Raw genomic sequence first — 13795 nt, 5'->3', positions numbered from 1 at the left:
TATGAATCTAAATAATAAAATTCCGAAAGTTATACACTACTGTTGGTTCGGAGGAAAAGAAAAGCCTGAAATTGTAAAGAAATGTATGGATAGTTGGAGTAAACACCTTTCTGAATATGAAATCATTGAATGGAATGAAGATAATTTTAACCTTAATATAAATACCTATGTACAAGAAGCATACACAACACAGAAATTTGCTTTTGTCAGCGACTATGTTCGTGTTCATACCTTATATCATATGGGGGGTATTTACTTAGACACTGACGTGGAAATCTTTAAACCTTTCGATGATTTGCTTCACCATGATTCGTTTTGGGGATTTGAACAGGAAAATTACATTGCAACAAGTACGATTGGAGCAGCTAAAGAGAATGAGTTAATAAAAATGTTTCTTGATTCATACGAGAAGAAAAGTTTCATAAAAGAAGATGGTAGCTTAGATCAGTTAACAAATGTAGCGATTGTAACCAAAATACTAGAAGAATCAGGTGTGAAAAAAAATGGAAAGTACCAAGAACTTAAAGATACTGGTACCTTTTATCCACAAACTTACTTTTCGCCCTATGACTATATAAATTGTCGTAAGTATATAACCGATGAGACTTATGCTATGCATCATTTTTATAAAAGTTGGCTTCCTGCAAAAGTAAGACTTAAAAGTAATATGAAGAAATTTTTATCTTATGTGATAGGTGGTGAAAATTTAGTTAAACTTAGAGAGTTATCAAAAAAGTCATAGGTGGAGGTTGTAATGATACCTAAAGTCAGTGTGATTGTTCCTGTTTTTAATAGTGAAAAATATATATCTAGATGTATAGAAAGTATACTTGCTCAAAGTTTTAGTAATATCGAGTTAATTATTGTTAACGATGGTTCAACCGATAAAAGTGAAATTATTATTAAAAACTTTAAAGATAAAGATGAACGAATTATCTATTTTCCACAAATTAACAGTGGTCCTTCTGAAGCACGAAATAAAGGAATAATAAATTCATCAGGGGAATATATAGTCTTTATTGATTCGGATGATACTGTTGATAAATATTATATAGAAGTTTTATTAGATACCATAGTTAATTCAAAAGTTGACTTAGTATGTTGTGGGTATAAAGATTATTCTAAATATGGAGTAATAAATCATACGGATTTTAATTTGGAAGGTAATATTCCCCGTAATGACCTGCTGGGGATGATTTGTTTAGGAACCGGAGGTGTACTTTGGAGTAAGATATTTAAGAAAGAGATTATAAATAAAAATAATCTTAGGCTTAAGAAAAATATATTTATGTCAGAAGATCTCATATTCACACTCGAATATGTGACCTACTCTAAATCATTCATTACTGTTAAAGAGTATTTATATCATTACAATAGATTAAACGAAAAAAGTATAAGTGCAAATATCTCCCTTGCATATCTTCATAACAGTATTTCTGTTTGCAAGTATATAGAAAAAACTCTTCAAAATGTAAGATTCGATGAAATGAAAATGAACGATATCATAATTGGAAAAACCCAGAATTCAGTATTAGCGATAGCTGATTATATAATGTTAAATAAAAATGAAAAAAAGAAAATTTCCGAAATGAAGAAAGTATTATCTGTTCCATATATTCAAAAATATAAAAAACAATTCTCAACTAAAAAAATTATATATAAACCATATATTTTCTTTTTAAGAAACAATTTTTTAATGTTTTTTTTTATTTATGGGCAATTATTGAATAAATTAAAATACTTTAAATATAAAATAATTGGTGGAGATACTATTGAAAAAAGTTTTAGTTGATGTTTATTTGCAATTTAATCTAGGAGATGATTTATTCTTAGATATACTTGCAAATAAATACCCTAATACAGAGTTTACTATTAATTATATCGGGAGAAATTACGACCAATTTATCGCTAAGTATCCCAACGTAAAAAGAAGGCAATATAACTTTTTTACCAAAGTTGGACAACATTTAAAGTTTTTTGATTATATAAATAACTATAAAAAATTAGCTGACGATTTTGATGCTCTAATATTTATTGGCGGATCAATATTTAGAGAAGAAGATTATCATGATACTTTATATAGAGACAGAATGCAAATGGTCAATGAATTTAAACGAAAAAAAAGAAGTGTATTTATAATAGGAGCAAACTTCGGACCATATAACACAAATAAATTTTTAAATGATTATACAAATTTTTTCAAACTATGTGATGATGTTTGTTTTAGAGACATGTACTCTTATAATTTGTTTAAGACTCTACCACAGGTTAGATATGCACCTGATATTGTTTTTCAAATGAATTTATCTACATTCAAAAAAAAACAAAGTGTGAATAGAGTGGGTTTTTCTGTTATTGATGTTAGACATAAACAAGGATTGTCTAATTATTACAATGATTATATAAATAGTACAGTAAAATCGATAGAAATGTTTCTGGAAAATGGATATCAGTGTACTTTAATATCTTTTTGTGAACATGAAGGAGATTTAAGAGTTATTAATACAATAAAATCAAAATTATCTACGGATTTAAGAAAAAATGTATCTGTATATAGTTATAAGGGAAATATCGGAGAATCACTTCAGTTAATTAGTACCTTTAAATTATTTATTGCTGCTAGGTTTCACGCAAACATTCTGGGTTTGTTAACTAAGACAGGCTTACTCCCCATAATATATAGTCAAAAAACTGAAAATATGCTTAAGGATATTAATCTTGATAAAATTTTAGTAAATATGAATGAACTTCATTTACAATATAGTGAAAATATACTACGAGAAGCTTTTAAAAACAAAACTGATCTAAGTCTTATTTCACAAGAGTCAGAGAAACATTTTAAAATTTTAAATGAATTTTTAGAATCTCCAAAGCAATTGCATAGATCCAAATATCAAATTATAAAGTGAGTGAAATTATGAAAAAAAAAGTTTTATTTGTCATAGATTCATTAGATTGTGCTGGAGCTGAAAAGAGTTTAATTTCCTTGTTATCTAGTTTAGATTATTGTAATTACTCCGTAGATTTAATGCTTTTCGCACATGGTCATATGCTTGAAGAATTAGTTCCAAAGGAAGTAACTATATTAAAACCTCTAAAATATACTGATTTTTCTAAAATGAATTTAAGGAATACAATTATACATTCAATTAAGAACTGCAATCTGAATTTGTTAATTTCTAGACTTAAATACTCATTTTATATCAGGTTAAGGAAATATAATCATACTCAGAAGGCCAGAATTTTTTGGCAAACTATTTCGAAAGTTATTGAAACAAATCCAACCATCTATGATATAGCCATAAGTTATGCTCAAGGAATTCCAACTTTTTACGTAGCAGAGAAAATAAGTGCTAATAAAAAATTCGCGTGGGTTAATGTCAGTAACCGTTTAAATGAAGTAGAGAAGAACTTTCAACAGCAATATTATGATCAATTTAACAAAATAATTGCTGTATCTGAATCAGCAAAAGAATTATTTGTTGAAACCTTTCCCCAATACTTTTCCAATACTGAAGTTATATATGATATAAATAATGCAAATTCCATTATAAAAATGGCCGGTATAGGGAAAAGTTATAACGATAACTTTAAGGGCTTACGAATACTTACTATCGGAAGACTTGATAAAAATAAGGGATACGATATTGCACTAAATGCTTGCAAAAAGCTAAAAGAAAGTGGGATAAACTTTAAATGGTATGTTTTGGGTAAAGGACCTCTAAAAGAAAAAATAGAAGAACAGATTCAAATGGATGGTTTAAAGAATCATTTTATTTTATTAGGTGTAGAAGCAAATCCCTATCGATTCATTAAAGAGTCCGATATTTATGTTCAAACATCAAGGTTTGAAGGATTTGGATTAGCAATTGCTGAAGCAAGAATGCTAAATGTTCCTGTAGTTACAACACGATTTGATGCAGTTTACAATCAAATGATAGATAAGAAAAATGGATTAGTGGTAGATATGGATGCAGAGGCTGTATGTAAAGGGATATTAACTTTAATAAACGATTTAGAATTGAAAGAGAAAATAGTAAACTATTTAAAATCAGAAAAAAAGGGCAATGTTGAGGAAATAGAAAAGTTTTATCGTTTAATAGGATAATACTCATCAATAAAGGGAGTCCATCCAATGAATAAAAAGATATTGTTTATGTTAATTAATATGAATGTTGGGGGAACTGAAAAAGCTTTACTAAACATGATATCAGAACTTTCTAAGGAAAATTATGATGTTACTATTTTAATGTTAGAGAAATATGGTGGATTTATAAATTATATTCCTAATGGAGTTCATATTGAATATGTAAAAGATTATAAAGACATAAAGGATTTAGTAAACAATCCTCTTCATATGTCTGCAATAACTCAATTTAAAAAAGGACATTTCATTCAATCTTTTATTTTAGTGTATTTTTACTTATTAACAAAGATGATGAAAGAAAGAAGTCTATTTTATAAATATATTTTAAGAGAATTCCCTATTTTCCAACAAGAATATGATATAGCGGTAGCTTATGCAGGTCCTATGGATTTCATAAGCTATTTTGTTATAAATAAAATAAAAGCAACTAAAAAAATTCAATGGATCCATTTTGATATTAATCATATTGGTTTTAATACGTTCTTTGCCTCTAAGATTTATAAAAAATTCGATAAAATTTTCGTTGTGTCTAAGGAAGGAAGAAAACACTTAGTAAGAAAACTACCTTTCTTAAAAGAAAAAACAGAAGTTTTTTCAAATTTGATTTCACCTGAATTAATTGAATCTCAATCAGAAACTGGATTTGGATTTCATGATGAATTTGATGGGGTAAGAATTTTAACAGTAGGAAGGCTTTCTTATGAAAAGGGTCAAGACATAGCGATTCAAGCTCTAACTAGGTTAATTCACAGCGGATATAAAGTAAAGTGGTACTGTGTTGGAGAAGGAAGTTCAAGAGTACATTATGAAAAACTAATACAAAAAAATAACGTTTCAGAACATTTTATTCTTTTAGGTTCCGATCCAAATCCATACCCATATATAAAAGATTGTGATATTTACGTTCAACCATCTAGACATGAAGGTTATTGTATTACCTTAGCTGAAGCAAGATGCTTGAATAAGCCTATCATAACCTCAAGTTTTACTGGAGCAAAAGAACAAATAAAAAATGGAGAAACAGGTTTAATCGTTAATTGTGATGAAGATGAAATATATCAAGCAATTGTAACGTTGTTAAATGATTCGGCATTATGTAAAAAAATCACTGTTAATTTGGCAGCAGAAAACGTTGATACGAAAAGTGAGCTAAAGAAAATAGTGAATATTTAATATAAAAAATCTAGTGTGAAAAATATATATTTCAGAATAACGGGGAGAGAAAATGAAAAAGGTCTTAATTATGTTAAGTAGTATGAATATAGGTGGAGTCGAAAAATCCCTACTATCTCTCTTGTCAGTTTTTCCAAAGGAACATTATGAAATTACAATTTTACTTTTAGAGAAAAAAGGGGGGTTTTTGAATCATCTCCCTAACTGGGTAAAAGTAGAGGAAGTGGATTGGTATACATCTATCAAGCCCATTATTATGGAACCTCCTCAAGTGACAGTAAAAGCTTACTATCATAACAGAAATTATCTTAAACTTTTGTTTTTCTTAAGTTCGTATTTTATTGATAAAAAATTCAATCAAAGATATCTCTACTACAAAAACACTTTTCGAAATGTTCCCAATCATAAAGACTACTATGATATAGCAATATCTTATCAAGGTCCAACGGATATAATTGACTTTTACATTACGAATAAAGTGAAAGCAGAAAAGAAAATATCATGGGTTCACTTTGATATTTCAAAACATCAGATTAATGGTAAATTATATAAAAAACTATTTAAAGAGTTCAATAAGATTTATGTCGTATCCAAAGAGGCTAAGAATCAATTGACTAAAAAATTCCCTAGTTATAAATCTAAAACAAGTACATTCCTGAATATAACTTCAACTCAACTAATTAGAGAAATGTCGAAAAAAACTGGATATTTAGATGAATCATTTTCTGGGATAAAAATTGTAACCGTTGGAAGACTTTCAAAAGAAAAAGGCCAAGATATTGCTATTCCTGTTTTAGCTCGATTAAGAAAAAATGGATATAATGTTAGGTGGTATTGCATTGGGGAAGGGAATAATCGAAAAGAACTTGAAGAGTTAATCAACCAATATAAAGTAAAACATGATTTCATTCTTTGTGGTTCTACAACTAATCCTTATCCTCAGATATCAAAAGCAGATATTTATGTACAGCCTTCCCGACATGATGGGTACTGTCTAGCTTTAACAGAAGCAAAAATTTTAAATAAACCAATTGTTGCTACAAATTTTGTGGGTGCCATTGAACAAATTGTTAATGGGGAGACTGGGGAATTAGCAGAATGTAATGAAGAAGAAATATATGCCAAAATAAAATATCTAATAGATCACCAGAATATAAGGGAAAAGTTAAGCGATAATTTATCAAAACAACATGTGGATACTGAAAATGAAGTTGAAAAACTTATTGCATATTTTAATTAGGGAAGGATTTGGGGAATTGACACCAAAAATCAGTATTATAGTACCTGTTTATAAGGTAGAAGCTTATCTCCATAAATGTGTAGATTCTATATTAGCCCAAACATTCAAGGAGTTTGAATTGATTTTAATAGATGATGGATCACCCGACCGTTGCGCGGAAATTTGTGATCAATATGCTAGTAAGGACCATAGAGTGAAAGTGATTCATAAGGATAACGGGGGTTTGGCATCGGCAAGAAATTCAGGGTTAGATCTTGCCATTGGAGAGTATATAGGTTTTGTTGATAGTGATGATTGGATAGAACCTGATATGTTCGAGATGCTTTTTAATATATGTGTAGAAAATAATTGTGATATCGCAAATTGCTCTAGTGAAATTCATTACAAGGATAAAACTGTTAAAAACGGTGGACATCCACTTACCATACATACTCGGGCAGAAGCCATGAGAGTTATGTTAGAAGGTAAACTTTATGATGAAGTAGTATGGACAAAGCTTTTTAAACGAACTTTAATAAAAGATATACGCTTTACCACCGGGATTGTCTATGAAGATACAGCTTTTACTTACAAAGTCCTTCATCAATGCGAAAGGGTGGGTTGTGTCGGTAAAGCAAAATATCATTATATTAAACGCGATAATAGTACGATGGACAAAGCTGTTAAAAATATAAGAATTGATGCTGTAATGATTTATAAAGATATGCTCTCATTTATGAATCAACACTATAAAGAGTTAAGTCCAATGGTTGTATACAAACTTGGTAATAGCGCAATGGCAGTTTTAAATTTAATTTCCAGCAATGGAATGTATAAAGAACATAAAGAATCTTATTACAAAGTCGCTCAAATATTAAACAGTTATTTTAAACAAACTATTTCTCAAAAAAAATATCCTAATACAGTAAAGCTATTATTAACTTGTACAAAAATACATCCATTATTTTATAAATGGATTATAAATTCTAGAACCTAACAATTAATCGGATTTTAGACCATCCTATAAGACTCTATATTTAATACATGATAATTTGGTTTACCTAAGTAATAAAATTATCGCAATTTTCAATTAAGTTTTAGCAGAAAAAGATAGAATGTTTTTGTCTATCTTTTATCTTGAAAATAAAAGAGGAAAATAGATGAGAACCATACTTTCAATGAGAAATATAGTAATTGGAATTTTTTCTCAAGTTATAATCATTTTGCTTGGCTTTATATCAAGAAAAGTTTTTCTAGATAGTTTAGGAATTGATTATTTAGGAATTGATGGGTTATTAACTAATGTTTTATCAGTAATAGCACTAATTGAAAGTGGTATAGGAATCAGTATTGTTTATTATTTATACAAGCCTCTTTCAGAAAATGATAAAAATAAGATTATATCGCTTATTCAATTATATAAAAAAGCCTATAGAGTATTAGCACTAATAGTTTTGATAATGGGTCTATCCTTATATCCATTTATGGATAACTTTATAAAGGATGGAGAATCCATATCTAATTTCACTATAATTTACTTTATTTTTATTGCTAAAAATATGGTTTCCTTTTTAAATGCATACAAATTAGCTTTAATAAATGCAGATCAAAGGGGTTATGTAGTTGCAAAAACTAACCTGATTTTTCAGATTATCACGACTATTGTTAAAATAATAGTTTTAGTTTTAACAAATAACTATATTCTTTATTTAGCTTTAGAACTAATTCTATTCACAATTCAAAATATAGTGAATGGTAATATTGTGAATAGAAGGTACTCATATATTAAAACTAAAAAGAAGTATCCAATTGATATTGAAACCAAAGGAAATTTGATTACAAATGTAAAAGCAATGTTTTTACATAATATCGGAGGTTTTTTAGTTTTTGGCACAGATAATATTCTGATTTCTTCAATGGTTAGTATAGCAACGGTTGGAATCTATTCTAATTATTTAATGATTACACAACAATTAGCAGCTTTAGTAAACCCAATTTTAGGTGGGATAGGAGCTAGTGTAGGTAACTTAATAGCAACAGAAAGTAAAGAGAAAAATTACTCTATTTTCAAAGTTTCCTATTTAGTTAATTTTTGGATTTATTCATTGTGTGTTATTTTTTTATATAATCTCTTGGAACCATTTATTTCTTGGTGGCTAGGCAGTCAATACCTATTTGATAATTTTATTTTTATATTGATTTTAATTAACTTTTATTTGAATGGAATGCGAACAACAATTTCCACTTTTAAAACTAAGGCAGGTTTATTTGTTCAAGATAAATATATTCCGTTATTAGAGGGTGTTATTAATTTATTCGCTTCAATAATTTTAGGAAATTATTTTGGATTAGCAGGAATTTTTATGGGAACAACGATAAGTACTATTTTAACTATTTTTTGGACTCAGCCCATAATTGTATATAAACATCTTTTCAAGAAACCCGTTATCTCATATTTTTTGATTTATAACTATTACGCAATTATAACAGTAGTAACGTGTGGGATTACCGTTGTTATTTGCAATATATTGATAGAGGGAAATGGTATTTTACTTTTAATATATAAAGGAATAATTTGTTTGCTAATTCCAAATATAATTTATTTAATATTATTTTATAGAAACACAGAGTTTCAATATACTTACAATTTACTTAAATCAACATTAAATAGAAAATTGGTGGATTTGAGTCAATATTTTGGTCACACAAAAGTTAAATCTTAAGCTGTATTCCTAATTTGATTTTCAATCGCTTGGGGGGTTTGGTACCCCAAACTACTATGAATCCTTTTTCTGTTATACCATCCCTCAATAAATTGGAACATCGCTAATTTTGCGGTTTGGTAGTCTTGATATTGTACGTGGTTCACTTCTTCTTTTTTTAATATGGCATGAAAAGATTCGATACAGGCATTATCATAGGGACACCCTTTTTGACTAAAGGATTGCTTAATTTGATGATTTTGGATATGTTGAGTAAACTCACCACTTGTATATAGTGAGCCAAGGTCCGTATGAAGAACTAAGCCCTCCGCGGGCTTTTGTGAAGTGTGAGTGTGATTAAAAGCTTTTATAACCAGTTCAGTCGTCATAGAACGCGCGAAAATGAATAGCCTACTTTTTCTTAGAATGAAGACCCAATACAGAAGCTAAATAACATCATCCGTCGTTTAACGTATGAATATACGTAATATCAGTTGCCCATTTTTCATTAATGGTCTGGATAGTAAAATCTCTTTAGAGCAAATTCTCTAATTGTATAACCTTTTCTTTAGATGGATAAGGACGGTATTTTTTCTTAGTGATAGACATCTTACTCATTAAGCGCTGAACACGCTTTAGACTTAGGCTAAACCCTTTGGTTAATAAGGTTTCATGTATCTTAGAATCACCATAGCGACCCTTGCTTTCTAGGTGAGTGAGATGAATTTATTTCGTTAGTTCTTTGTATTTCTGTTCGCGATTTGATACGACAAGTTGAAGAGACTGATAATGGCTGCTTCTTGGGATTTCTAGTACTTCACACATTTTCTTTACGGGATATTCGTTCTTGTGTTCTTCGATAAATTCGGTTAGATCTGTCTCGGCTACTTTTTGGTGAATATGGCCATAGCCTTTTTAGATTTCAATTTCCTGCTTTAACCGTAGGTTTTCCTTTTGTATGGCAGCTAATTCCATCGGAGTCATGGACTCTTCCCCTATACAATAGGAGTAAATTCTTTAATCCACTTATAAATCGTTACATCAGATACGCCATATTCGCCACTAAATTCTTTTACTGAACTACCCGAGTGATAAAGATCTAAAGCATTATTGTGCCTGTATATAAGGCTGTAAAACTTTAAATCCCTAAAATGTAAGGAGAAGGCTGATTTGAAAAAAATATTATTAAGAGGATATTATATGTATTTAGATATGAAAAAGAGAATCTCTATCCTGTACAATTGGGCATACTCCTTGGTTGTAGAACCTCCAATCATCCACAACACAGATGAAACTATAAATAAAATGGTTGCAACAAAATGTTCTGTAAGCAGATATGGGGATGGAGAATTCTCATTAATGAATGGAAAAGGATTATTATTTCAACCATATTCCCATGAATTAAGTAAAAGACTAAAGGAAGTTATCAACAGTGAAGTGAAAAATCATATTGTTTGCATACCCTATGCTATTAAAAGTACAGAGTGGTGTACAGATATAGCAAAAAAATATTGGCGAGAATATTTTGGTATAAATAGAAGTAAAGTCTATAAAACAATTAATTTTAATAAAAAATATTTTGATGCTCAAGTTACACGGTTATATATTGATCATAAGGACAAACGTAATGTTGCAATACGATTTAGACAATTAAAAGAATTATGGGATGACAGGGAAGTTATTATAATAGAAGGTGTAAAGAGTAGGTTAGGGTTAGGTAATAATTTATTTGACAACGTTCGTAGTCTAAATCGAATAATTTGTCCGGCAGTAGACGCATTTGGAAAATATAATGAGATATTAACAGAAGCAAGTAAACAAAATCCTAATAAGTTATTTTTGATAGCACTCGGCCCCACTGCTACGGTGCTGGCATACGATTTATCTAATCTAGGATATCAGGCCATCGATATCGGCCATATTGATATTGAGTACGAATGGTTTCTGAGTAAAGCTGTAGAGAAAGTTCCGGTAACAAATAAGTATATTGGTGAAATGGTTGGCGGAACGAATGTTTCAGAAGAATTAATAGATGTTGTTTATGGAAAAGAAATTATTTCGAAAATTGGATAATACCTTGGATTAGGGAGGTCATTATGAATAAGCCTATTTATCAAGAAATTCACTTTATAAGAGCTACTGCCTGTTTAATGGTTGTGATGGTACATATTACTGGAGTTATTCATAATGAAGTAAACGCATACCTGTTTCATCTAATTTAATATTGAACCAATTTACAAGACTAGGAACTCCTGTATTTGCTGTGCTTAGTGCCTTTTTGCTTTTTAGTTCAGTTAAAAATAGAGGGTTTAATTTAAAAAAATTCATGTTATCTAGAACTACTAAAATTGTATTTCCTTTTATTATTTGGACTACAGCATATCTAATATATTTGAGTTACACTGGATGGGAATTTCATGAAAATAAACTGATTTTTATTTTCTCTAACTATGTATTAGGTGAGGGCTTTTATCATCTTTATTTTATAGTAACCATCATACAATTTTATTGTATTTTTCCCTTACTACAGTTAGTGAGAAATAAGTCGACTCTTCTATTACTGTTTTTTATAAGTTTGCCATTGAATTATTTATCCTTACTAATATTCGATAATAAATTATTTCTAGGTAATCTGGGTGGCATTGAACATATAATTATACACAGTTCTTTTGTAATGAATTGGATATCATATTTTTTACTTGGGGCAGTCATTGCTTATTACTATCCTAATATCAAAGATTTTTGTAATAAAAATGTAAAACTCTTGACGTTCTTATTTTTCACAGTAATTTTAGCAATAAGTTTTGAGATTAACCCTGATTCTTTGTTTGTTTCTGCTAGGCCAATAAATTTAGTCTATATACCTGTATTTGTATTATTTTTACTTTCTATTTATCAGTTTATCGCAAAGAACGAACCTGACTTAATCTTGTAAATTTGATAGGTAAATATTCAATGGGTATTTATTTAGTTCATCCTTTTATAATTATCATTGTAGAAAAAGTCTTACCAGTAAATTTATGGATAACACAGTTAATAATAATTCCTTATGCGCTAACTATTATTGGTAGAATTATTCTGGTTAAACTTATCTTATTATTGCCGTTGTCTAATTATATAATTTCAGTACCAGCATTAAATAATCAAATAACTAAAAATGATGTAGATATTCATAAGAGAGTACATCAGGCGAAATAATATACTCTCTTATGAAATTGTTAGGGTATTTCCATACAAATGCAATTTAAGGATGAATAATACTCATCATGTTATCTCAAAATTCGTAAAGGTGTTGCCTATGGATATATCTATAGATGTAGCGGAACCAGTCAGTACATGCGAAGCCTTGGCACCAACTGCACTAATATTGGAATTTTTGATTTTTACAGCACTTTTGATATTTCCAAAGTTGTCATGTAATGCCTTGGTGTAAGGAGTTGTTAGATTGAATATAACTTCCGAATTATCTATTGTAAAATCGCCCCAATCCATAGCGTCAATAATTGGGTTCTTACCTAGGGTACATCCTAACATCTAATAAATCCTTTATGGGGTGGGGGAAAGTATTTGGTGATGATGTATTGGCTACAGCCATTCTAGATCGTCTTCTTCATCACTCCGTTACCTTCAATATTAAAGGTGAGTCTTATCGGCTTAAAAAAAAGAAAAAAGCTGGCTCATAAATAGTCTTTATAAAAGGAAGCTTGGCACTCTTCATTCTTTTAGATAAAAGATTCGTCTGTCTAGCTTCAGTTTCTTTCAAAACAACGGTGTGTAAAAAAATCAAAATATGATACATTATTTTTAGAAGCGTTCTCTAAATGATCATCTAGTTGGTTGGCAATTGCCTGTCACCCAAGATCTTCTAACTGCTTTTCGAGTTGAGTGTTCATACCGAATCACCTTCTTCTAGAGCTACGTAAGAAGCTAGCGAACGTTCTTCGACAAGAGGAGCAGGGTTATGTATAGAATCTTTGGCCGCGAAACCAGAGGGATTCTTACGTTCCTGCTCTTTATCTATTTTGTGTAACCCTTCATAATGCTTAAGGTTTATATGAACAATTGTTTTCCCCATGGCCTGAATTTCTTCAAACAGGACCATACAATTTGTTGTTCCCTCTTGAGTTCTTTGAAGAAGATAAGGCTTAAAGCTTTCCAATTTACTTTCCTTATCCTTACGTTATCCTTACGTTTAGGTGATCGAGGGATTTGATCATTATTGATGTTTTTCTCACTGTTTTTCGATCAAATCCCCTTTCTTCCGCAATAGCTGTTTTAGTCCAACCTTTTTGGTGTAATTCTCTAATCAAAAAAATTTCCCAATCTTCAGCAATAGAATGTGGATATATCATAGGAGATTTTATATGAATTCTAAAAGAAAAGGGGCTGTCTTATAAGTCCCTAAAAGAAAAACGGGGCTGTCTAATAAGTCCCTAAAATAAAACAGGTGGAGAAAAATGAGTTGTTTTTCTCCACCTGTTTTTCTATTTCTATAATAATTTACTGAAAGTAGCTGACGTAACCCAGCTATCTTCAGTAAATTATGTGCCATGG

Annotated in this window: 13 protein-coding genes and 2 pseudogenes; 11 read left to right on the top strand and 4 right to left on the bottom strand. The window is 29.7% G+C overall.

Annotated elements, in window-relative coordinates; translation table 11 throughout:
* Window position 1 precedes the first annotated feature (1 nt).
* The 8 genes from ACQKL6_RS18315 to ACQKL6_RS18280 all read left to right on the top strand — a co-directional run bounded on the left by ACQKL6_RS18315 (window position 2) and on the right by ACQKL6_RS18280 (window position 9262).
* The gene (locus ACQKL6_RS18315; RefSeq protein ID WP_427651697.1) at window positions 2-742 is read left to right on the top strand and encodes a glycosyltransferase family 32 protein; all 741 of its coding nucleotides are present in this window, start codon (window positions 2-4) and stop codon (window positions 740-742) included.
* 12 nt (window positions 743-754) lie between these two features.
* Complete coding sequence (locus ACQKL6_RS18310; protein ID WP_427651696.1) at window positions 755-1792, top strand: glycosyltransferase family 2 protein; 1038 nt, start codon at window positions 755-757, stop codon at window positions 1790-1792.
* On the top strand, window positions 1773-2909 hold the full coding sequence (locus ACQKL6_RS18305) for a polysaccharide pyruvyl transferase family protein (RefSeq protein ID WP_427651694.1): 1137 nt from the start codon (window positions 1773-1775) through the stop codon (window positions 2907-2909). Before ACQKL6_RS18310 ends, ACQKL6_RS18305 begins: the two co-directional genes overlap by 20 nt.
* An 8-nt stretch (window positions 2910-2917) precedes the next feature.
* Window positions 2918-4108, top strand: a complete 1191-nt coding sequence (locus ACQKL6_RS18300; protein ID WP_427651693.1) for a glycosyltransferase — start codon at window positions 2918-2920, stop codon at window positions 4106-4108.
* A gap of 27 nt (window positions 4109-4135) precedes the next feature.
* Window positions 4136-5320 (top strand): glycosyltransferase, encoded by a 1185-nt coding sequence (locus ACQKL6_RS18295; RefSeq protein WP_427651692.1) that lies wholly within the window; start codon window positions 4136-4138, stop codon window positions 5318-5320.
* A 52-nt stretch (window positions 5321-5372) separates the two neighbouring features.
* Entirely contained in the window at window positions 5373-6560 is a 1188-nt protein-coding gene (locus tag ACQKL6_RS18290; protein WP_427651691.1) for a glycosyltransferase, read from the top strand.
* Window positions 6526-7536 carry a glycosyltransferase gene (locus ACQKL6_RS18285; RefSeq protein WP_427651690.1) on the top strand — a complete coding sequence of 337 codons (1011 nt, stop codon included), beginning with the start codon at window positions 6526-6528 and terminating at the stop codon, window positions 7534-7536. Before ACQKL6_RS18290 ends, ACQKL6_RS18285 begins: the two co-directional genes overlap by 35 nt.
* Before the next feature lie 163 nt (window positions 7537-7699).
* Complete coding sequence (locus ACQKL6_RS18280) at window positions 7700-9262, top strand: lipopolysaccharide biosynthesis protein (RefSeq protein ID WP_427651688.1); 1563 nt, start codon at window positions 7700-7702, stop codon at window positions 9260-9262.
* On the opposite strand, the pseudogene ACQKL6_RS18275 reads toward ACQKL6_RS18280, so the two are convergent.
* Window positions 9259-10365, bottom strand: a pseudogene (locus ACQKL6_RS18275) (IS3 family transposase). The gene ACQKL6_RS18280 and the pseudogene ACQKL6_RS18275 overlap by 4 nt on opposite strands.
* 46 nt (window positions 10366-10411) lie before the next feature.
* Here ACQKL6_RS18275 and ACQKL6_RS18270 point away from each other — a divergent pair.
* The gene (locus ACQKL6_RS18270; RefSeq protein ID WP_427651687.1) at window positions 10412-11314 is read left to right on the top strand and encodes an SP_1767 family glycosyltransferase; all 903 of its coding nucleotides are present in this window, start codon (window positions 10412-10414) and stop codon (window positions 11312-11314) included.
* A gap of 151 nt (window positions 11315-11465) precedes the next feature.
* Window positions 11466-12176, top strand: coding sequence for an acyltransferase family protein (locus tag ACQKL6_RS18265; protein ID WP_427651686.1), 711 nt, complete (start codon window positions 11466-11468; stop codon window positions 12174-12176).
* Between the two features lie 329 nt (window positions 12177-12505).
* Here the strand turns inward: ACQKL6_RS18265 and ACQKL6_RS18260 are convergent, their stop codons facing one another.
* Window positions 12506-12733 carry a hypothetical protein gene (locus tag ACQKL6_RS18260; protein ID WP_427651685.1) on the bottom strand — a complete coding sequence of 76 codons (228 nt, stop codon included), beginning with the start codon at window positions 12731-12733 and terminating at the stop codon, window positions 12506-12508.
* A gap of 32 nt (window positions 12734-12765) precedes the next feature.
* On the opposite strand from ACQKL6_RS18260, the pseudogene ACQKL6_RS18255 reads away from it, so the two are divergent.
* A pseudogene (locus tag ACQKL6_RS18255) lies at window positions 12766-12924 on the top strand (ATP-binding protein); the annotation flags it as partial.
* Between the two features lie 206 nt (window positions 12925-13130).
* Here ACQKL6_RS18255 and ACQKL6_RS18250 read toward each other — a convergent pair.
* Together ACQKL6_RS18250 and ACQKL6_RS18245 are read right to left on the bottom strand one after the other, a co-directional pair.
* On the bottom strand, window positions 13131-13316 hold the full coding sequence (locus ACQKL6_RS18250) for a hypothetical protein (RefSeq protein ID WP_427651683.1): 186 nt from the start codon (window positions 13314-13316) through the stop codon (window positions 13131-13133).
* A 285-nt stretch (window positions 13317-13601) separates the two neighbouring features.
* Window positions 13602-13795: hypothetical protein (locus tag ACQKL6_RS18245; protein ID WP_427651681.1), on the bottom strand; the 194-nt coding region annotated here is incomplete at its 5' end.

The sequence above is a fragment of the Peribacillus sp. NPDC097197 genome (assembly GCF_050278025.1).
Lineage (GTDB): Bacteria > Bacillota > Bacilli > Bacillales > DSM-1321 > Peribacillus.
This window is presented reverse-complemented; position numbering and strand designations above follow the sequence as displayed.